The following is a 19847-nucleotide window of genomic DNA, read 5'->3' as shown; positions in this document are numbered from 1 at the left end:
GTTTTTCAGGCAGCGGGGCGGGTAACACCGCCAGATGAGTGAAACAGTCGCGGAGTTCGTCCTGGACCGGCTCCGCCAGTGGAACGTCGAGCAGGTTTTCGGTTACCCCGGCGATGGCATCAACGGCTTGGTGGCCGCATTCGGGAAGGACCGACGGGCCGGGCCGCAGTTCGTACAAACCCGGCACGAGGAGATGGCCGCCCTGGCCGCGACCGGCTACGCCAAATTCTCCGGCAACGTCGGGGTGTGCCTGGCCACCTCGGGGCCCGGCGCAATCCACCTGCTCAACGGCCTCTACGACGCCAAGCTGGACCACACGCCGGTGGTGGCGATCGTCGGGCAGACCGCGCGGAGCGCGATGGGCGGCAGCTATCAGCAAGAAGTGGACTTACAGGCCCTGTTCTCGGATGTGGCCAGCGATTTCCTGGTCGAGGTCAACGTGGCGAGCCAGCTGCCCAATGCGTTGGACCGGGCGTTTCGCACCGCCCGTGCCCGCCGGGCGCCCACTGCGGTGGTGATCCCGTCGGACCTGCAGGAGCAGCCCTATGAGCCACCCGACCACGCCTTCAAACAAGTACCGTCGAGCGGCCCGCACGACGCCGAACCGGTGCTGCGGCCGGATCCCGTGGCGTTGGAGACCGCGGCCGAGATCCTCAACGCGGGCTCCAAGGTGGCGATCCTGATCGGGCAGGGCGCCCGGCGTGCGGCCGACGAAGTGGCCCAGGTGGCCGAACTGACCGGAGCAGGCGTGGCAAAGGCGCTGCTCGGCAAGGACGTGCTGCCCGACGATCTGCCATATGTCACCGGGGCGATCGGTCTACTCGGTACCCGGCCCAGCTACGAGCTGATGCGCGAGTGCGACACCCTGTTGATCGTCGGGTCGAACTTTCCCTACAGCCAGTTCCTGCCCGAGTTCGGCGCGGCACGCGCCATCGAGATCGACATCGACGGAGCCAACATCGGCATGCGCTACCCCACCGAGGTCAATATCGTTGCCGACGCGAAAACCGCTCTGGCCGAATTGATTCCACACCTGAACCGAAAATCCGACCGGTCCTGGCGCAGCGCCGTGGAGGACGGCGTGAGCCGGTGGTGGGAGACGGTCGAACGGCAATCGATGTTGTCGGCGGATCCGATCAATCCCATGCGGGTGGTGTGGGAGCTGTCAGCCAGGCTGCCCGACTTCGCGATCGTCACCGGCGATTCCGGATCGTCGACCAACTGGTACGCGCGTTGCCTTCGGTTCCGGGACACCACCTCCGGGTCGTTGTCGGGCACCCTGGCCACGATGGGCTCGGCCGTGCCGTATGCGCTCGGCGCCAAGTTCGCCCAGCCGGACCGTCCGGTGATCGCGCTGGCCGGCGACGGTGCCATGCAGATGAACGGCTTGGCCGAGCTGCTGACCATCCGCCGCTACGCCGGGCAGTGGGCTGATCCCCGCCTGGTGGTGTGCGTGTTCCACAACAATGACCTGGCCCACGTCACCTGGGAGTTGCGCGCCATGGGCGGCGCACCGAAGTTCGAGGGCTCCCAGAACCTGCCGGAGGTGTCCTACGTCGACATCGCCACGGCGATGGGACTGCAGGCGATCACCGTCGACGACCCCGATCAGATCGGCGCGGCCTGGGATGCGGCGCTGAATGCCGACGGACCGGTGGTGCTCGACGTACGCACCGATCCCGAGGTACCGCCCATACCTCCGCACGTCACCTACGAGCAGGCCAAGTCAACCGCGCAGGCCGTCGCCAAGGGCGATCCGAACGGTTGGCACCTGATGGCCGAAATCGCGAAAAACAAGGTGGTAGAAGCGCTTACCGGTTCTGGTTTGCGCGCCAAACCCGGCGGGTAGCCGATCGGTCTCACGACAATGACAACAGAGGAGGCGGCAATGACTGCGAGCACCGAAGCCGGTCACATCACCGGCACCAAGGACAAGAACTACAACCTGATCTGGTACACCGAGCAGTGCCTGGAGAACGCGCTGCGGATGGAGACGTTCATCGCCGACGCCGAACGTGACGGCGACACCGAGGTGGTGGAGCTGTTCCGCAAGGCTCAGGCCGACAGCCGCAAGGGCGCCGAGATGGCCAAGCACATGCTGGCCAGCCGGATCAGCTAGCCCTGCTCGGACCCGATACAGAACGCATTGCCCTCGGGGTCGGTGAGGACCACCCAGCTGAAGTCAGGACCGAAGCTGTGCCGCTCGGTCTCGGCGGCCCCGAGGCCCACCAACCGCGCCACCTCGGCTTCCATGTCCGCGGCCGCGAGATCGAGGTGGACACGGTTCTTTCCCGGCGTCGGAGCCGGGACCTTCTGGAATCCCAGCCGCGGCCCGTCCGGCTGCACCAGCACCACGAACTCGCCTGGCATCAACGCATTCACCTCACCGCCGACGGCCTGCGCCCACCACCGGGCCAGCGCGTCGGGATCGGTGCAGTCGACAGTGATCATCTCCACGGACAGTGCCATGGCGCCGACCCTAGACCCGGGCGGTGACACCGCGTCAGTGTGGCGAAAGAAATGCCTGTAGGGCCGCCGAGTAGGCGGCGACGTCGTGGGCACCCATGAACTCCCGGGCGGAATGCATGGCGAGCTGAGCCGCGCCGACGTCGACGGTCGGGATCCCGGTACGCGCCGAGGTCATCGGCCCGATGGTGGAGCCGCACGGCAGGTCGGCGCGGTGTTCGTAACGCTGCAGCGGCACCCCGGCCTGATCACAGGCCAGCGCGAATGCCGCCGCGGTGCGGCCGTCGGTGGCGTACCGCAGGTTGGGCTGCACCTTGAGCACGGGTCCGGCGTTCACTTCGATGAGGTGGCCGGGCTCGTGGCGGTCCGGGTAGTTCGGGTGCGTCGCGTGCGCCATGTCTCCGGAAGCCACCATCGATCCGGCGGCCCTGCGCAGGAAATCCTCCCGCGAACCGCCCGCGGCGAGCGCGATGCGTTCCAGCACCGTCGGCAACAGCTCGGACTGGGCGCCGTGATCGGAGGTCGAGCCGACTTCCTCGTGGTCGAACAGGGCCAGCACCGGCACGTGCGTGCCGGCGGGTGCCGCCAGGAAGCCCTCCAGCCCGGCATAGCACGTGGCTTGGTTGTCCAGCCGGGGTGCGCTGACGAACTCCCCCTCGGCTCCGGTGATCGCCGACGGTGTCAGGTCGTGGGTCATCAGGTCGAAGCCCAGCACGTCCGCCTCGGCGACGCCGGCCCGCTCGGCGACATATCCGATGAAGGATCGGGGTCTATCCCCCAGGCCCCAGACCGCGTTGACGTGGCGCTGCGGGTCGGGGCTGACACCCTTGCGGTCCTCGGACAGGTGGATGGCCAACTGGGGTACGCGCAGGATCGGATCGTCGACCCGCACCAACCGGTGGTCGATCCGGTTGCCGTCGCGGACCGACAGCCGACCGCTGATCCCGAGGTCGCGGTCGAGCCAGGAGTTCAGCCAGGCCCCGCCGTACGGCTGTAGCGCCAGGACCTGCCAGCCCGCCACGACGCGGTCGGGGTGCTGTTTGACCCGCAGGTTGGGGCTGTCGGTGTGGCCGCCGACGACGCGGAACGGTGCGGCAGCGTCGGTGTTCTCTGTGTTCCACGCCACCAGCGAGCCCGCTCGCACCGTGAAGAACTTCCCCGTGCCGGGCCACGCGTCCGTTTCAGCGAGCTCGGTGAAACCGGCGCCACGCAGCCGTTGCGCGGCGGTGGCGCAGACGTGAAACGGTGACGGGGACGCGTCGATGAACTCGCACATGCTCTGGGCGCTGGCTGCCATATCTCTATCTTGACCGGGATTTCGACGCGCGCCGCGTTAGGGTCGACGTTGTGCCTGCACCACAGCCTCAACCGGTTCTGGCGCCGCTGACACCGGCTGCCGTGTTCATGGTCGCAACGATCGATCCGGGCGGTGAGGCGACGGTCCACGACGCGCTGGCCGACATTTCAGGTCTGGTGCGTGCCATCGGTTTCCGGGACCCGACCAAGCACCTGTCGGCCATCGTGTCGATCGGCTCCGACGCCTGGGACCGGTTGTTCTCCGGCCCGCGTCCCGCTGAACTTCACCCGTTCATCCCGCTGGAAGGTCCGCGGCACCGGGCCCCGGCGACACCGGGGGACCTGTTGTTCCACCTGCGTGCCGAGTCGATGGACGTGTGCTTCGAGCTCGCCACCAAATTCGCCGATGCCCTGGCCGGCGCCGTCACGATCGTCGACGAGGTGCACGGGTTCAAGTTCTTCGACAACCGCGACCTGATGGGGTTCGTCGACGGAACCGAGAATCCGGACGGCCCGGTGGCCGTCAATGCCAGCCAGATCGGCGACGAGGACCCGGATTTCGCCGGAGGCTGCTACGTCCACGTGCAGAAGTATGTGCATGACATGGGCTCGTGGAATTCGTTGTCCACCGAAGAGCAGGAGCGGGTGATCGGCCGCACCAAGCTCGACGACATCGAGCTCGACGACGCGGTCAAACCCGCCAATTCGCACGTCGCGCTCAACGTCATCGAAGACGACGAGGGCAACGAGCTGAAGATCATTCGGCACAACATGCCGTTCGGCGAGATCGGCAAGGGCGAGTTCGGTACGTACTACATCGGTTATTCGCGCACCCCGGCGGTCACCGAGCGGATGCTGAACAACATGTTCATCGGCGACCCACCCGGGAACACCGACCGGATCCTGGATTTCTCCACCGCTCTGACCGGAGGGCTGTTCTTCACTCCCACGATCGATTTTCTGGATGATCCACCGCCGCTGCCGTCGTTGGAAGAAACGGCGGCAGCACAGGAAGATTCACCCACGGAGGGCCACCGCGACGGCTCGCTCGGCATCGGCAGTCTGAAAGGAATCCCGCAATGAACAACCTGTACCGCGAGCTCGCTCCGATCACCGAGTCCGCCTGGGCCGAGATCGAACTCGAGGCCAGCCGAACCTTCAAGCGCCACATCGCCGGCCGGCGCGTGGTCGATGTCAGCGAGCCCAGCGGGCCGGTGACCGCGGCGGTCAGCACGGGCCATCTGCTCGACGTGCAGTCGCCCGGTGACGGTGTGGTCGCCCACCTGCGCGGCGCCCGACCGCTGGTGCGCCTTCGTGTGCCGTTCACGGTGTCGCGCACCGCGATTGACGATGTCGAGCGCGGCGCACAGGACTCCGACTGGGATCCGGTCAAGGACGCCGCCAAGAAGTTGGCCTTCGTCGAGGACCGGGCGATCTTCGAGGGCTATCCGGCCGCCGACATCGAGGGCATCCGCAGCTCGAGCTCCAATCCGGCGCTGGCCCTGCCCGACGACGCCCGTGAGATTCCCGACGTGATCGCACAGGCCCTGTCAGAGCTGAGGCTGGCCGGTGTCGACGGACCGTATTCGGTGCTGCTCTCAGCGGAGACCTACACCAAGGTCAGTGAGACCACCGCGCACGGCTACCCGATCCGCGAACACCTGAGCCGCTTGGTCGACGGGGAGATCATCTGGGCGCCAGCGATCGACGGCGCGTTCGTATTGTCCACCCGCGGTGGCGATTTCGATCTGCAGCTGGGTACCGATGTGTCCATCGGCTACCAGTCCCACGACGCGGAGAGCGTGCAGCTGTACCTGCAGGAGACCCTGACGTTCCTGGCCTACACGGCCGAGGCGTCCGTCGCCCTCACTGCCTGACCCGTTGCACCGCGAGCGTGCGTGTCTGCTGGTCGGCACGCCGCTCGCGGGCAGCACTGTGCGCACGCTCGCGGCGCACCAGAGTCAGTGGACTAGACCGACAGAACCGCGTCCAGCGCGGAGTAGAACAATCCGAGCCCGTCATCGGACGGACCGGTCAACGCCTCGGTGGCGTGCTCGGGATGCGGCATCAGGCCGACGACGCGACGGTTTTCCGAGCACACGCCGGCGATGCCGCGCATCGAGCCGTTGAGGTTCTCGCGGTAGCGGAAGACCACGCGGTCCTCGCCCTCGAGTTCATCGAGCACCGCTTCGGACGCGACATAGCGGCCCTCGCCGGACTTCAGCGGGATCAGCAGGTCGGCACCGGCGTCATAGCGGGTGGTCCAGGCGGTGGTGTTGGAGGCGACCTCCAGCCACACGTCGCGGCAGATGAAGTGCAGGCCGGCGTTACGGGTGAGCGCACCGGGCAGCAACCCGGCCTCGCACAGCACCTGGAAGCCGTTGCAGATGCCGAGCACAGGCATGCCCTTGCCGGCCGCCTCGACGACCGAGCCCATCACCGGGGCGAACTTGGCGATCGCCCCGCAGCGCAGGTAGTCACCGTAGGAGAAGCCACCGGGTACGACGACGGCGTCGACGCCCTTGAGGTCGGCGTCGGCGTGCCACAGGCTGACCGCCTCGGCACCGGCCAGACGAACGGCTCGGGCCGCGTCGACATCGTCGAGCGTCCCGGGGAAGGTGATCACCCCGACACGGGTGCTCACGCGTCCTCCCGGCTCACCGAGAAGTCCTCGATAACGGTGTTGGCCAGCAGAGACTCCGCGATCTCGGCCAGGGTTTCGTCGGCTACGGAGTCGTCGACTTCGAGCTCGAAACGCTTGCCTTGCCGGACGTCGGCGATACCGCCGTGTCCTAGCCGACCAAGTGCCCCGACAATCGCCTGACCTTGCGGGTCCAGGATCTCTGCCTTGGGCATGACGTGCACAACCACCTTTGCCACGGCGCACACTCTACCGGCACGACCCTATGTAAGCCGTGCACAGTGGGTCGGCCAGCGCATCGAGCACCTGAGGGTCCGGTGGCGCCGACCATGGAACTCTCGGTGGCGTGCTCGCCCACATGGCCAACTCGACCACCGTGCTGTTGTCCGGATCGGCGAGTAGGTACTGATGTAGCACCTGCCCGTCGGTGTTGACCACCGCCGCCAGCCGGCCCGGTCGGTCCGTCGTGATCGACGCCGCGTTCCCCGGGCAGGTCCGCAGCGCATCCACGGATCCCTGCACCACGGCCAGCGCGGTCTGTCCGCCCTGCCAGGTGTCCCCACGCCAGTGGAGTACCTGCACTCGCAGTTGCCAGTGCCCCTCGGGTTGGGAGACCTCGGACCGCGCCGCGACGGCGTAGTCGCGCGGATCCCCGGGTATGGGCGGTGACGCACACACCTCTTCGAACCGGAAGCGCGGTGTCACCGAGGTCACGGCCAAGCCGGCCAGGCCGGGCCAGCGGTACTCGCGGGCCAACGGGAGTTGCGACCCGCGCACCCATGCCGAATCCGGGATGCGGTCACACAGCGGCGGGCAGTCCGCGCCGGGTTCCGCCCACGCCGAAGGAGACCCTGCGGCCAGCCCGCAGAGCGCGATCGAGATCGCCACGATCACCCGCCATATCCCCACCGAGCGCCACAATATAGGTATGCAACTCACGCATTTCGGACATTCGTGCCTACTGGCCAGCATTTCGGATACCACGGTGTTGTTCGACCCGGGCAACTTCTCGCACGGTTTCGAAGGCATCACCGGTTTGTCGGCCATCCTGATCACTCACCAGCACCCCGATCACGCCGATACCGCCCGGTTGCCCGCACTGATAGACGCCAATCCGCAAGCAGCGCTGTATGCCGATCCGCAGACCGCCGCCCAGCTGGGCGCCCCCTGGAAGGCGGTGCACCCTGGCGACGAGTTCCGGATCGGCTCGCTCAACGTACGAGGGACCGGCGGTCGGCACGCCGTCATCCATCCCGAAATCCCTGTGATCGACAACATTTCGTACTTGCTGGGCGACGACGAGCACCCGGCCCGGCTGATGCACCCAGGTGACGCGCTGTTCGTCCCGGGGGAACCGGTCGACGTGCTGGCCACCCCGGCGGCCGCACCCTGGATGAAAATCTCTGAAGCCGTGGACTACCTGCGCGCGGTCGCACCGAACCGGGCTGTGCCGATCCACCAGGGCATCGTCGAGCCGAATGCGCGCGGGATCTACTACGGGCGGCTGGCCGAGATGACGAGTACCGAATTCCAGGTGCTCACCGAGGAAAACGGCACGGAATTCTGACTCAGGCGATATCGGCTGCCGCACCGCGTCCGGCGGCCCGGCCGGAGAAGATACAACCGCCCAGGAAGGTGCCCTCCAGAGACCGGTAGCCGTGGACCCCGCCCCCGCCGAATCCGGCCGCCTCACCTGCGGCATAGAGCCCGGCGAACGCGGTGCCGTCCTCTTTGAGCACCCGGGAGTCCAGGTCGGTTTCCAACCCGCCCAAGGACTTTCGGGTCAGAATGTGCAGTTTGACCGCGATCATCGGACCGGCCTTCGGGTCGGTGAGCCGGTGCGGGGCGACGACCCGGGTGAACCGGTCACCCAAATAGCTGCGCGCCCCGTGGATCGCGGTGATCTGGCCGTCCTTGGTGAACTTGTTGGCCACCTCGCGATCCCGCGCCGTGACCTCGGCGGCCACGGTGGCGTAGTCGAGTTCGACCACGTCGGGTACATCGTTCATGGCGGCCACCAGTTCGCGCAGCGAACGGGCGCTGACGAAGTCGACGCCGCGGTCGACGAACGCCTGCACCGGCGCCGGCGCACCGGGCTTGACCCGGGCCAGCACGTCACGCACGCTGCGTGAGGTCAGGTCGGGGTTCTGTTCCTGGCCGGACAGCGCGAACTCCTTGGCGATGATCCGCGCGTCGAGGATGAACCAGGTGTAATCCTGCCCGGTGCGGCAGATGTGTTCGAGGGTGCCGAGAGTGTCGAAGCCGGGATACAGCGGCCCGGGCAGTCGTCTCCCGTTGGCGTCCAACCACAATGACGACGGCCCGGGCAGGATACGGATCCCGTGGTCGGGCCAGATGGGGTCGTAGTTGGTGATGCCTTCGGTGTAGTGCCACATCCGGTCGCTGTTGATGACGCGTGCACCGGCGGCTTCGGAGATCCCGATCATCCGGCCGTCGACATGCGCGGGGACGCCGCTGAGTAGTTGTTCGGGCACCCGGCCCATGCGAGCCGGCCAGTTCTTGCGCACCAGGTCGTGGTTGCCGCCGATGCCGCCGCTGGCCACGATCACCGCCGATGCACGGAACTCGAACTCTCCGACGACGTTCCGTGACGACGCCGCACCACGAGGCGCCTCAGACGGCTCCAGCACCGCACCACGCACCCCGACCACAGCGCCATCGGAGACGACGAGTTCGTCGACGCGGTGCCGGTGGGCGAATCGCACCCGGGGCTCCCCCACCAACCGGCGGGCGAAGACGTCGACGATCGCCGGCCCGGTCCCCCACGTGATGTGGAACCGAGGCACCGAATTGCCGTGGCCCAGTGCACCGTAGCCGCCCCGCTCGGCCCACCCGACCAACGGGAAGGTCTGCAGGCCGCGGGCGCGCAACCAGCTGCGCTTCTCGCCGGCCGCGAAATCGACGTAGGCGTGTGCCCACTCCCGCGGCCAATGGTCCTCGGGCCGGTCGAAACCCGCGGTTCCCAGCCAGTCCTGCAGCGCCAGTTCCTGACTGTCGCGGATACCGAGCCTGCGTTGTTCGGGACTGTCGACGAAGAAGAGCCCGCCGAACGACCAGAATGCCTGCCCACCGAGGTTGGCCGCGTTCTCCTGATCCACTATCAGTACCCGGAGACCCCGGCCCGAGTTCCCGGCTCCGCCGGGGTGCTCGACCAGTTCGCACGCTGCGACCAACCCGGCGAGACCCGCCCCCACGACAATGACATCGGCGTCTGCCATGAGACGCAACACTAGCGCGTGTCAGGCGGCCTCGGTCAGAGCCGAAAAACCTCGCCACCGGTAAACCACCGGCTCACACTGGTGCAGCAAAGCCAGGTCGATCGCGTCGAGCATGGCTTGGCGGGGGCCGGGCCTGCGCAGGTGCTTGGCAGCGACCGCGACCCGCACGAGGCCTTCCCGTCGCGCGGTGCGCTCGGCGGCGAGCACCACGGTCCGGCACCACCACGGCTCGGACAGGAATCCCTCGCCGATACCGACCACGCGCGCTCGCGTCGTCGTCCCACGAACCAGGTCGGTGACGCCGTTGAGATCGGCAAGCAGTCGAAAACCGTTGCGCGGCAGTGCGGTCACCGTGCCGGGCGATACCGTCCAGCCCGGTGCGGCAAACAACCGGGTGCGGAGGCTCAGGTGTTCGAGTACCCGGTCGGCACCCATCAGCCGCAGGTTGGCCTCGTGGGCGGGCAAAGAGGCGAACTCGCCGCGACGCTTCTTGGTCGCGGCTTCGTCGTAGCCGTGCAGAACGATGGCATCACCGCCGCTGCGGCGACGGGCCAGCCATTCCACCGTGGCGGGGTCGCGGTCCAACCGGTAGCCGCCTTTGAGCCGGGGCGCCACCAACAACGAGGCCGGCACGCCACGGGCATCGAGCTCGGCGCAGAACGACGCGACATCGCCCAGCGTGCGATCGCTGATCTGCGATATCGAGACGATGAGTTGTCCGGTCACGCTGCCAGTGTGGCAACGTCACATGTCGGGACGGTGTCGAACACTCTGACGCCGAGTGTCCATTGGGCCAGGGATCAGGCCGGCAGGACCGCCTCGATGGCCGCGATCACCTCGGGTGCGTCCGGCTCGGTGCGGGGACGGAACCGGTTGGCCACCGTCCCGTCCGGGGTGAGCAGGAACTTTTCGAAGTTCCACTGGATGTCGCCGGCCTCACCGTCGGCGTCGGCGGCCTGGGTCAGCTCGGCGTACAGCGGGTGACGGTCGGCACCGTTGACGTCGGTCTTGGCCAGCAACGGGAATGTCACGCCGTAGGTGGTCGAGCAGAAGGTCTGGATCTCCTCGGCGGTGCCCGGCTCCTGGCCCATGAACTGGTTACACGGGACGCCGACGACGGTCAGCCCGCGAGCGGCGTAGTCCTCGGCCAGTTTCTCCAGCGCGGTGTACTGCGGCGTCAGACCGCATTTCGAGGCCACATTGACCACCAGCGCGGCGCCGGTGGCCAGTTCGGCCAGCGTCGTGGGATTGCCGTCGAGGGTGGTCAGCGGAATGTCCTTGAGGCTCATGCCTGGGACGCTACCGGACCTACCCGTCGAACAGGATCGCGGCCAGACTCTCCACCTTGGCGATCGGATCGCCCGCGGTGTCGATGGCGTCGTTGAGCCACAGCGTCGAAAAGCCGTGCACCAGAGACCAAGCCGCCAGCGCGGCGCCCGACGGGTCGGCGGCGGCCTTCGGGTCGGCCAGGGTCCCCACACCGCGGTTCAGTTCGGCGCCCGCCGCCGCGGCGGCGGCAACCAGGTCGGCGTCGGTGTCGTCGTAAAGCGACTTGTCGAACATCACCTCGTAGTGGCCGGGATGGTCGAGGGCGAACCGCACGTAGGCCTTGGCGGCGTCGATGAACTGCGGCCTGGCGTCGGTCAGGGCGGCGGCCAGGAGCTGGAAACCTTCGGTGGCCAGTGCGGTGAACAGCCCGCGCCGGTCGGTGAAGTGGTGCGCGGGCGCGGCGTGCGAGACGCCGGCGGCTCGCGCGAGTTCGCGTAGCGAGATGCCGTCGGCGCCGCGTTCGGCCACCAGCTCGGCGGCCTGCGCGAGGATCACGGCCTTGAGGTCGCCGTGGTGATAACCCATGCCGGCCATTCTAGATCGGAATCTTGACAGCGCCTAGATGCGGCGTAGCGTGAGCATCTAGTCAGCGACAAGATTGGAGCCCGCGGTGGCCGTCTTTCTCACTCTGGTCCTCGGCAGCGCCGCAGCCCGGGCGATCGGCCTGCTCGGCATTGGCTATGTCGACAGCTGGCCCGAGGCGATCGCGGTCGGGCTGGCCGCGATGTTCGTCATGACCGGCGTCGCACACTTCGTCAATCCTCTGCGGCGCGACATGATCGCGATCGTGCCGCCCTCGCTCCCCGCACCCGGCCTGCTGGTGACGGTCACCGGCGTGCTGGAGTTGGTCGGCGCCGTCGGCCTGCTCTACCCGGCCACCCGGATGGCTGCGGCGGTCTGCCTGTTCCTGCTCATGCTGGCGATGTTCCCGGCCAACATCTACGCGGCCCGGATGCCGAACCCGCCGAAATCGATGACCTCGCGGTTAGGCGTTCGGACCGCCGAAGAGGCTGTCTACCTGGCCGCTGCCATAGTTGTCGCCGTCGGCGGCGGCTAGCAGCCAGGCGTACTGGAACGCGGCTTCCTTCCAGCGCTCATACCGTCCGGACAGCCCACCGTGGCCCGCCACCATCTCCGTCTTGAGCAGTACGGGATGGCCGTCGGTCTTCGTGTGCCTCAGGGCCGCAACCCATTTGGCCGGTTCGACGTAATACACCCTGGTGTCGTTGAGCGAGGTCATCGCCAGGATGGCCGGATAATCCTGCGCCGCCACATTCTCATAGGGCGTGTAGGACTTCATGTAGCGGTAAACCTCGGGGTCCTCCAACGGATTTCCCCACTCGTCCCACTCAGTCACCGTCAGCGGCAACGACGGGTCCAGGATCGTCGTCAGCGCGTCGACGAACGGCACCTGGGCCAGAATTCCGGCGAACAGCTCCGGTGCCATGTTGGCCACCGCGCCCATCAACAAACCACCGGCACTGCCGCCGAGGGCCACCAGGTTCTGCGGGCGGGTCACCCCCGAGTCGACGAGATGCCGTGCCGCCGCGATGAAATCGGTGAAGGTGTTGGTCTTCTCCAGCAGCTTGCCATGCTCGTACCACGGCCGGCCCAACTCACCGCCACCGCGCACGTGGGCGATCACGAACACCATGCCGCGGTCGAGCAGCGACAACCGGGCGATGGAGAACCGCGGGTCCTCACACGACTCGTAGGCGCCGTAGCCGTAGATCAGCGCGGGTGCCGGGAACTGCAATCCGGCCCGGTGGATGATGGAGATCGGGATGCGGGCCCCGTCAGACGCAGTCGCCCAGTCCCGGCGCTCCACATAGTCTTCCGGCCGGTATCCGCCCAGCACCGGTTGCTCGCGCAACAGTGTGCGCTCACCGGTGGCCAGGTCCAGGTCGTAGATCCGCGCCGGCGTGATGAACGAGGTCGCACCGATGCGCAGCTTCGGGGTGGACCAGTTCGGATTGCCACCCATCCCTGCAGCGGTCAGCTCGGAGTCGAAGGTCAGCTCCTCGCGCGTGCCGTAACCGTCGGCGGTGAGCGGCCACAGCGCCATCTTCGGCAACGCCTCACTGCGGTAGCTGATCACCAGGAAACCGTCGAACGCGTCGACGCCGTCCAGACGCACGTCAGACCGGTGCTCGATCACGGTGCGGAAGTCGCTCGGGTCGCTGACCGGGGCGTCCACCAGCATGAAGTTCTCGGCGCCGTCGTTGTGCAGGATCAGGAACCGGTCCTCGCCCGCGATCACCGCGTGCTCGACGGAGTACTCCACCAGGTCACGACGCTCCCACACGGTGGTGAGCTCGGCCGTCGGATCATGGGCATCGACGTAGCGGACCTCGGTGGTGACGGCGCTGTCGGAGGCGACGAACAGATACTTGTCGCTGCGGCTGCGCCCGATCGCGACCCAGAACCGTTCGTCGGGCTCGTGATAGACCTTCTCTGACGGCAGGCCCGACGCCAGCCGGTGCCGCCACACCGTGTCGGGCCGCCAGGCGTCATCGACAGTGGTGTAGTACAGCGTGCGGCTGTCAGCCGCCCAGGTACCGCCGGCGCCGATCCCGGTGATGGTGTCGTCGTAGAGCTCGCCGGTCCGTAAATCCTTGAATTTCAAGGTGTATCGCTCGTCGCCCAAGACGTCCACCGAGTAGGCCAGGACGTTGCCGTCCAGGCTCACCGTGGCCGCACCGAGCGAGAAGTACTCGTGGCCGTCGGCCTCGACGTTCTCGTCCAGCAGCACCTGCTCGCCGGGGATCTCGGCGCCCTCGTCGAGTTCGGGCGGGGTCCAGTCGTCGGGATCGCCGATCGGACACCGGCAGTGGACTGCGTACTGCTTGCCCTCGAAGCTGCGGGCGTAGTACCACCAGCCGTTGCGGCGCATCGGTACCGACAGATCGGTTTCCTTGGTGCGGGCTTTGATCTCGTCGAAGATCTTCTGGCGCAACGGCTCCAGATGCGCGGTGGCGACCTCGGTATAGGCGTTCTCGGCCTCAAGGTGCGCGATCACCTCGGGGTTGTCCTTGTCGCGCAACCATTCGTAGGGGTCGATGAACACATCGCCGTGATGCTCGCGACGGTGGTTGCCGCGCTTGGCGACGGGCGGCTGCACGGACTGGCTCATGCGCCAATCCAATCGGCGAACCGCAGACCCGAAATCCGTTCATAGGCCTCGATGTACCGATCGCGGGTGGCGGTCACGATCTCCTCGGGCAGCGGTGGCGGCGGGGTGTCGCCGCGGCGGTCCCAGCCCAAGTCCGGCCCGGTCAGCCAGTTGCGGACGAACTGCTTGTCGAAGCTGTCCTGGACCACGCCCTGCTGATAGGTCTCGGCGCGCCAGTACCGCGACGAGTCGGGAGTGAAGACCTCGTCGGCCAGCACCACGGTGCCGTCCTGGTCGACACCGAACTCGAACTTGGTGTCGGCGATGATGATGCCCTTGGTCAACGCGTGGTCGGCACCTTGGATGTAGGTCTGCAGCGTGCGTTCCTTCAACTGATTCGCCAGCACCGGGCCGACCAGGTCGATCACATGGCCGAACGAGATGTTCTCGTCATGCTCGCCGATGTCCGCCTTGGTCGCCGGGGTGAACAGCGGCTCGTCGAACTTGCTCGCCTCACCGAGGCCGGGTGGCAGCGGGATGCCGCACACCGAGCCCGAGGCCTGGTAGTCGAGCAACCCGGAGCCGGTCAGGTAGCCGCGGGCCACGCATTCGACGGGCAGCATCTTCAGCTGCTTGACCACCAGTGCACGGCCCAGCACCTCGGCGGGGATGCGCTCGTCGTCGGGAGGCCCCGCCAGATGATTGGGCGCGCTGATCAAGTCGAAGAAGAACACACTCATCGCGGTCAGGATCCGGCCCTTGTCCGGGATCTGCGAGTCGAGCACGTAGTCGTAGGCGGAGATGCGGTCGGTCGCCACGAACAGCAGGTGGTCGTCGTCGATGCGGTACAACTCGCGGACTTTGCCGCTGGCCAGGTGCTGGTAGTCGGACAGAGCGGGGCGCATTGGGCCAGCCTATGTGTTGGGATCGGTCTCATGAGATCGCGGTACCTGCCCTATGCCAGCAGACCCGGCCGCTTGTTGGCCCAGTTGTTCAGCGACGTGGCCGTCATCACGTGGATCGCGGTGTGGATTCTGGTCGGGACGGCCGTCCATTCGGCGGTATCGACCATCGCCGAGGTCGGCAGGCAGGTCCAGAGCGGCGCCAACGGGGTTGCCGACAACCTCGGCTCCGCCGGTGACAGCACCGACCACGTTCCCCTGATCGGTGACACCTTGAGCAAGCCGCTGCGGGCAGCCAGCGACGCAGCCCTCGACATCGCCGGTGCGGGCGCCAACCTGGACAGCACCGCGAGCTGGCTGGCCTGGGTGTTGGCCCTGGCGGTGGCCGCCGCGCCGATCCTGTTCGTCGCGATGCCCTGGCTGTATCTACGGCTGCGGTTCTTCCGGCGCAAGTGGACCGCCATCACGCTGGCCTCGACCGCGGCCGGAGAGCAGCTGCTGGCGCTGCGGGCACTGGCCAACCGCCCGCTGGCCAAGCTGACCGCGGTGTCCGAAGACCCGGTCGGAGCGTGGCGCAGTCAAGATCAGCGGGCCATTCGCGGCCTGGCTGCCCTGGAGCTGCGTTCCGCCGGCATGCGTCTGCGCCGCATCGAGTGATCCCCCGAGTGATTTCGGTGCAATCAGCGGCGCGCACCGCCGCCAAACGCACCGAAATCGCAGGAGGGGGAACCGTTTGGTGGCCCCACCACATCCAATCGGATGTGCTTGAGGACTTTCTCCGGGATCACGATGGGGTGATCACCCTTGCTCACGCCAAGCAGGCGGGGCTCAGCCAAGATGCAGTCAATCGCAGAGTCCGTTCCGGGAAATGGCTCCGGTGCTCACGCGGGGTCTACTTCGCCGACGATCGCCCTTTCACCGACGCGGCGCGTATCCGCGCAGCCGTCTGGTCGGCAGGTCCGAACGCGGTGGCGAGCGGACTCGCCGCAGCCTGGTGGCATGAGGTGACGAAGTATGCGCCCGACCCGGTCGAGGTGACGATCCCTAGAAACGGCCACCACCCAAAGCAGCACGGCGTCACACTCCGCAGGCGTGACCTCGATCCGCAGGACGTCGTGGAACGCCGGGGCCTGCGAGTGACGGCGCTGCCGCTCACGGTCGTGGAAGCCGCTGCCCGCCGTGGCGGCGGCGCCAAACTCATGGACACCGCACTGCAGCGCCACACCGAGCTGCGTGACCTGTGGCGGGCGCATATGCGGAACAAGGGCCGACACGGCTCCCCCGCCGCCCGCAGATTGCTCACTGCAGCGGCCGACGGAGCCCGCTCGGAGGCCGAACGCCTGTTGATCAAGTTGCTCAGGGAAGCCGGCATCACCGGCTGGAAGGCCAACTATCGCCTGGGCCGGTACGTGATCGACGTGGCCTTTCCCGCCGACAAGGTCGCGATCGAAACCGACGGCTGGGCTTTCCACCACGACCAGGAGGTGTTCCAGAAAGACCGGGTCAAGCAGAACGAGATCGCGCTGATGGGCTGGCAGGTGTTGCGATTCACCTGGCTGGATCTGACCGAGTATCCGCAGCGGGTGATCGCCGAGATTCGTTTGGCTATCCGCTCAAGCGCCGCAGCCAGCTCCCGAACGGGTGCCGCACGGTGACAGAACCCATCCGCACACTGCCGCGCACGACGAGGTGCAGCTGCTCCGACGGCGGGCTGGTGCGCACCTTGACGGTGGCGCTGCCGGCGATGGCGTTGACGCCGTTGAGATCGGCGGTGGCCGAGGCAGGCACGATGAGTTCGGTTGAGCTGCAGTAATCGTCGATGACGATCTCCACTACCGGCCCCGACAGCACCGCTGAGGTGAAGTCCAGGGTGGTGCTGCACAGCCTGGTGGTCAGGTGCAGAGCGGGCGCCACCGTCCACTGCCCGCGCCGCACGACCGACGACATCCAGCCGCGTAGTTCCTCGGGTGCCGCACTCCGGACAGCGGGCCGGCCCATCGGCAGGTCCGCCAACACCGCATTCAGCTCGCCGCGGGTTCGGGCGGCCAGGGCAGTGTCGTAGCGTTCGCTGAACTCGTCGAGCGTGATCATGCCTTGGGCTACCGCGGTTTCGAGAAGTTGTCCCACCTTGGCGCGTTCGGCGTCTGAGACTCGCAGGTGGTCGTTCGGGCCTGAGTCCATGCTTCGAGGTTAGGTGAGCTCGACTACCAGATGCCGGATGCCGGTGTGCCGGTTGCTGCGGGTCCATTCGACGGGTTTGACCAGACGTGCCGACGAGAACCGCGCAAGCAGCTCCTCGAACAACACCCGCAATTCGAGCCTGGCCAGGTTGGCGCCCAGACAGTAGTGGATGCCGTAGCCGAAACCCAAGTGCGGGTTGGGTTTACGGGTGATGTCGAAAGTGTCGGGGTCGGAGAACACCAGCGGATCGCGGTTCGCCGACCCTTCCCAGACCTGCACCTTCTGCCCGGGCTCGATGTCGCAACCGCCCAGGGTCACCGCCCGGGTAGCGGTGCGGCGCTTGGACGGTGACGGCGAGGTCCAGCGCACCATCTCTTCGATGGCCGTGGGCAGCTCGCCGAGATCCTCACGCAACAACGCCAGCTGCGAAGGGTTTTCGATCAGAGCCAGCAGCCCACCGGCCACCGAGTTGCGGGTGGTCTCGGCGCCCGCGCTGAACAGCAGTGAAAAGAACAGATACAGCTCGAGGTCCGACAGGCAAGCTTCAGTCGCATTGGCCACCACCGACAGCATGTCGTCGGTGGGCTCGGCCCGCTTGGCCGCAATCAATTCGCAGCCGTAGCTGTACATCCGGGAGCCGGCCTCCTCGGCCGACATCTGGGCCATGGCTGCCGAACGCGAACCGCCGAAGTCGAACTGCGGCTCGATCGCCTGGAACAGCCAATGCCGTTCGGATTCAGGCACGCCCAGCAGAATGCAGATCATCTGCATCGGCAGCTCTGCGGCCACGTCAACCAGGAAGTCAAACGGTACGCCTGGCTCAACCGCGTCGAGGAGCCGGCGCGTGCGGGCCCGCAGATCGTCTTCGACCCGCCGGATCATCCGTGGGGTCAGTCCGGAGCTGACGAGTCGGCGGATCTCTGCGTGCCGCGGGTCGTCCATCATGTTGAGCACTTGTCCGGCGATGGACAGGTCCTGCAGCAGGGTGCCACCGTATGGCCGGGCGCCGCCGGTCACCGAGGAGTAGGTCTCCGCATCACGTAGCACCGCAAGGGTTTCGGCGTGGGTGGCCACCGACCAGAAGCCTTCGCCGTCGGGTGTGTGTTCGGTGGGCTCGTGCCAATACACCGGGGCCTCGCGACGGTGCACGGCGAACAACTCGTGCGGGAACCCGGCAGCGAAGTTGTCGAGGTCGGTGAGGTCGGCGGCCAAACTCACAAGATGGCGCCCGAGGTGTACTTGGCGGCTTCCGGGTAGCGGCTGACCAGTTCATCGACGGCCGAGACGACCCCGTCGACCTGGGCGCCGGCGGCTCCGGTGAAGGCCTGTTTGTCGGCCAGCGCGGCTTCCAGGGCAGCCCGGTCCAGCGGCAGCCGTGGGTCGGCGGCCAGGCGGTCCAGCAGGTCGGGTTCCTGCCCCTGCTCACGCATGGCCAAAGCGACCGCGACGGCATGTTCCTTGATCACCTCGTGCGCGGTTTCCCGGCCCACGCCGGCCCGCACCGCGGCGATCAGGATGCGGGTGGTGGCCAGGAACGGCAGGTAGCGGTCCAGCTCGCGCTGGATCACCGCCGGGTAGGCACCGAACTCGTCGAGCACCGTCAGGAAGGTCTCGGTCTGCCCGTCGATGGCGAAGAACCCGTCGGGCAGGGCGACGCGACGCACCACCGAGCAGAAGACGTCGCCCTCGTTCCACTGCGCGCCGGCCAGTTCGGCGGCCATCGACGCGTAACCGCGCAGCACCACCTGCAGGCCGTTGACCCGCTCACACGACCGGGTGTTCATCTTGTGCGGCATGGCCGAGGAGCCGACCTGGCCGGGCGCGAAACCCTCGGTGACCAGCTCGTGGCCGGCCATCAGCCGGATGGTGTGCGCCAGCGAGGACGGCCCCGCACCCACCTGCACCAGCGCGGAGAGCACGTCATGGTCCAGCGAACGGGGGTACACCTGCCCGACGCTGGTGAAAACCTCTGTGAATCCCAGGAATTGGGCGACCCGCCGTTCCAGCTCGGCGAGTTTCTCGGTGTCGCCGTCGAAGAGGTCGAGCATGTCCTGTGCGGTGCCCATCGGACCCTTGATGCCGCGCAGCGGGTATCGGTCGATCAGCTCGCGCAGCCGGGTCAGCGCGACCAGGGTCTCTTCCGCAGCCGAGGCGAACCGCTTGCCCAGCGTGGTCGCCTGCGCCGCCACATTGTGGGACCGGCCGGCCATCACCAGATCGCGGTAGACGACGGACCGTTCGGCCAGCCGAGCGACCACGGCCACGCCGTGGGAGAACACCAGCTCCAGTGACCGGCGGATCTGCAGCTGCTCGACGTTCTCGGTGAGGTCGCGGCTGGTCATGCCCTTGTGCACGTGCTCATGGCCGGCCAGCGCGTTGAACTCCTCGATGCGGGCCTTGACGTCGTGGCGGGTGACCCGCTCGCGGGCGGCGATCGAGGCGAGGTCGACGTTCTCCAGCACTCGCTCGTAGTCGTCGATCACTCCGTCGGGTACCGAGACCCCCAGCTCGGCCTGTGCGCGCAGCACGGCGAGCCACAGTCGGCGTTCGGCGACGATCTTGGCCTCCGGCGACCAGATCGCGAGCATTTCGTCGCTGGCGTAGCGGTTGGCCAGAACATTCGGGATCGTCACGAACACACAGCTTACGACCCGAGCGCCCGGACCAATGAGACAGTGGAC

At 67.3% G+C, this 19847-nt stretch carries 22 protein-coding genes; 8 read left to right on the top strand and 14 right to left on the bottom strand.

The window, feature by feature from the left end:
• Positions 1 to 34 precede the first annotated feature (34 nt).
• Positions 35 to 1849 (top strand): thiamine pyrophosphate-requiring protein, encoded by a 1815-nt coding sequence (locus K6L26_RS06300; protein ID WP_221852862.1) that lies wholly within the window; start codon positions 35 to 37, stop codon positions 1847 to 1849.
• Positions 1850 to 1888: 39 nt separating this feature from the next.
• Complete coding sequence (locus K6L26_RS06295) at positions 1889 to 2119, top strand: hypothetical protein (protein WP_221852861.1); 231 nt, start codon at positions 1889 to 1891, stop codon at positions 2117 to 2119.
• Here K6L26_RS06295 and K6L26_RS06290 read toward each other — a convergent pair.
• Both K6L26_RS06290 and K6L26_RS06285 read right to left on the bottom strand, forming a co-directional pair.
• Positions 2116 to 2469, bottom strand: coding sequence for a VOC family protein (locus K6L26_RS06290; protein ID WP_221852860.1), 354 nt, complete (start codon positions 2467 to 2469; stop codon positions 2116 to 2118). The two genes, K6L26_RS06295 and K6L26_RS06290, sit on opposite strands and share 4 nt — an antisense overlap.
• A 34-nt stretch (positions 2470 to 2503) precedes the next feature.
• The gene (locus tag K6L26_RS06285) at positions 2504 to 3763 is read right to left on the bottom strand and encodes a M18 family aminopeptidase (RefSeq protein WP_221852859.1); all 1260 of its coding nucleotides are present in this window, start codon (positions 3761 to 3763) and stop codon (positions 2504 to 2506) included.
• A 50-nt stretch (positions 3764 to 3813) separates the two neighbouring features.
• Here K6L26_RS06285 and K6L26_RS06280 point away from each other — a divergent pair, with 50 nt between their 5' ends.
• A complete protein-coding gene (locus K6L26_RS06280; protein WP_019346117.1) occupies positions 3814 to 4845 on the top strand; it encodes a Dyp-type peroxidase in 1032 nt (343 codons plus the stop codon).
• Entirely contained in the window at positions 4842 to 5639 is a 798-nt protein-coding gene (locus K6L26_RS06275; protein WP_036391867.1) for a family 1 encapsulin nanocompartment shell protein, read from the top strand. The genes K6L26_RS06280 and K6L26_RS06275 overlap by 4 nt, the downstream gene beginning before the upstream one ends.
• A gap of 92 nt (positions 5640 to 5731) precedes the next feature.
• Here the strand turns inward: K6L26_RS06275 and purQ are convergent, their stop codons facing one another.
• From purQ to K6L26_RS06260, 3 genes are read right to left on the bottom strand one after another with little or no spacing between them, the layout of a single operon-like run.
• Positions 5732 to 6406: a phosphoribosylformylglycinamidine synthase subunit PurQ gene (gene purQ, locus K6L26_RS06270; RefSeq protein WP_019346115.1), complete on the bottom strand. Its 675-nt coding sequence runs from the start codon at positions 6404 to 6406 to the stop codon at positions 5732 to 5734.
• Positions 6403 to 6642 (bottom strand): phosphoribosylformylglycinamidine synthase subunit PurS, encoded by a 240-nt coding sequence (gene purS / locus K6L26_RS06265; RefSeq protein WP_003879889.1) that lies wholly within the window; start codon positions 6640 to 6642, stop codon positions 6403 to 6405. The genes purQ and purS overlap by 4 nt, the downstream gene beginning before the upstream one ends.
• 10 nt (positions 6643 to 6652) lie before the next feature.
• Positions 6653 to 7312, bottom strand: coding sequence for an ATPase (locus K6L26_RS06260; protein ID WP_245008699.1), 660 nt, complete (start codon positions 7310 to 7312; stop codon positions 6653 to 6655).
• Positions 7313 to 7331: 19 nt separating this feature from the next.
• Here K6L26_RS06260 and K6L26_RS06255 point away from each other — a divergent pair, with 19 nt between their 5' ends.
• Positions 7332 to 7970 carry an MBL fold metallo-hydrolase gene (locus tag K6L26_RS06255; protein ID WP_055117737.1) on the top strand — a complete coding sequence of 213 codons (639 nt, stop codon included), beginning with the start codon at positions 7332 to 7334 and terminating at the stop codon, positions 7968 to 7970.
• A gap of 1 nt (position 7971) precedes the next feature.
• Here K6L26_RS06255 and K6L26_RS06250 read toward each other — a convergent pair whose 3' ends face one another.
• The 4 genes from K6L26_RS06250 to K6L26_RS06235 form a co-directional block, all read right to left on the bottom strand.
• On the bottom strand, positions 7972 to 9642 hold the full coding sequence (locus K6L26_RS06250) for an FAD-binding dehydrogenase (RefSeq protein ID WP_064897059.1): 1671 nt from the start codon (positions 9640 to 9642) through the stop codon (positions 7972 to 7974).
• Positions 9643 to 9663: 21 nt separating this feature from the next.
• The gene (locus tag K6L26_RS06245) at positions 9664 to 10368 is read right to left on the bottom strand and encodes a DUF2334 domain-containing protein (RefSeq protein ID WP_064897057.1); all 705 of its coding nucleotides are present in this window, start codon (positions 10366 to 10368) and stop codon (positions 9664 to 9666) included.
• Between the two features lie 74 nt (positions 10369 to 10442).
• A complete protein-coding gene (locus K6L26_RS06240; protein ID WP_019346110.1) occupies positions 10443 to 10931 on the bottom strand; it encodes a glutathione peroxidase in 489 nt (162 codons plus the stop codon).
• A gap of 19 nt (positions 10932 to 10950) precedes the next feature.
• Positions 10951 to 11496: a TetR/AcrR family transcriptional regulator gene (locus K6L26_RS06235; protein WP_064897118.1), complete on the bottom strand. Its 546-nt coding sequence runs from the start codon at positions 11494 to 11496 to the stop codon at positions 10951 to 10953.
• Positions 11497 to 11581: 85 nt separating this feature from the next.
• On the opposite strand from K6L26_RS06235, the gene K6L26_RS06230 reads away from it, so the two are divergent.
• Positions 11582 to 12028, top strand: coding sequence for a DoxX family protein (locus K6L26_RS06230; RefSeq protein WP_064897055.1), 447 nt, complete (start codon positions 11582 to 11584; stop codon positions 12026 to 12028).
• Here K6L26_RS06230 and K6L26_RS06225 read toward each other — a convergent pair.
• Positions 11957 to 14104, bottom strand: coding sequence for a S9 family peptidase (locus K6L26_RS06225; RefSeq protein WP_064897053.1), 2148 nt, complete (start codon positions 14102 to 14104; stop codon positions 11957 to 11959). The genes K6L26_RS06230 and K6L26_RS06225 overlap by 72 nt on opposite strands.
• Positions 14101 to 14988, bottom strand: a complete 888-nt coding sequence (locus K6L26_RS06220) for a phosphoribosylaminoimidazolesuccinocarboxamide synthase (RefSeq protein ID WP_064897051.1) — start codon at positions 14986 to 14988, stop codon at positions 14101 to 14103. Before K6L26_RS06220 ends, K6L26_RS06225 begins: the two co-directional genes overlap by 4 nt.
• A gap of 30 nt (positions 14989 to 15018) precedes the next feature.
• Between K6L26_RS06220 and K6L26_RS06215 the strand changes: the two genes are divergently transcribed.
• Both K6L26_RS06215 and K6L26_RS06210 read left to right on the top strand, forming a co-directional pair.
• A complete protein-coding gene (locus tag K6L26_RS06215) occupies positions 15019 to 15642 on the top strand; it encodes a hypothetical protein (protein WP_055117747.1) in 624 nt (207 codons plus the stop codon).
• Positions 15643 to 15746: 104 nt separating this feature from the next.
• Positions 15747 to 16640 (top strand): type IV toxin-antitoxin system AbiEi family antitoxin domain-containing protein, encoded by an 894-nt coding sequence (locus K6L26_RS06210; RefSeq protein WP_221852858.1) that lies wholly within the window; start codon positions 15747 to 15749, stop codon positions 16638 to 16640.
• Here K6L26_RS06210 and K6L26_RS06205 read toward each other — a convergent pair.
• Genes K6L26_RS06205 through purB form a run of 3 tightly spaced genes read right to left on the bottom strand, consistent with a single transcriptional unit; the run spans position 16591 to position 19799 of the window.
• Positions 16591 to 17166, bottom strand: coding sequence for a DUF1707 SHOCT-like domain-containing protein (locus tag K6L26_RS06205; protein WP_076211782.1), 576 nt, complete (start codon positions 17164 to 17166; stop codon positions 16591 to 16593). The genes K6L26_RS06210 and K6L26_RS06205 overlap by 50 nt on opposite strands.
• Before the next feature lie 9 nt (positions 17167 to 17175).
• Entirely contained in the window at positions 17176 to 18378 is a 1203-nt protein-coding gene (locus K6L26_RS06200) for a cytochrome P450 (RefSeq protein ID WP_221853345.1), read from the bottom strand.
• A gap of 2 nt (positions 18379 to 18380) precedes the next feature.
• Entirely contained in the window at positions 18381 to 19799 is a 1419-nt protein-coding gene (gene purB, locus K6L26_RS06195) for an adenylosuccinate lyase (protein ID WP_036392895.1), read from the bottom strand.
• Positions 19800 to 19847: the final 48 nt, after the last annotated feature.

The sequence above is a fragment of the Mycobacterium farcinogenes genome (assembly GCF_019739075.1).
Lineage (GTDB): Bacteria > Actinomycetota > Actinomycetes > Mycobacteriales > Mycobacteriaceae > Mycobacterium > Mycobacterium senegalense.
The sequence above is the reverse complement of the archived record's forward strand: the minus strand, read 5'-3'. Positions and strand labels throughout refer to the sequence as shown.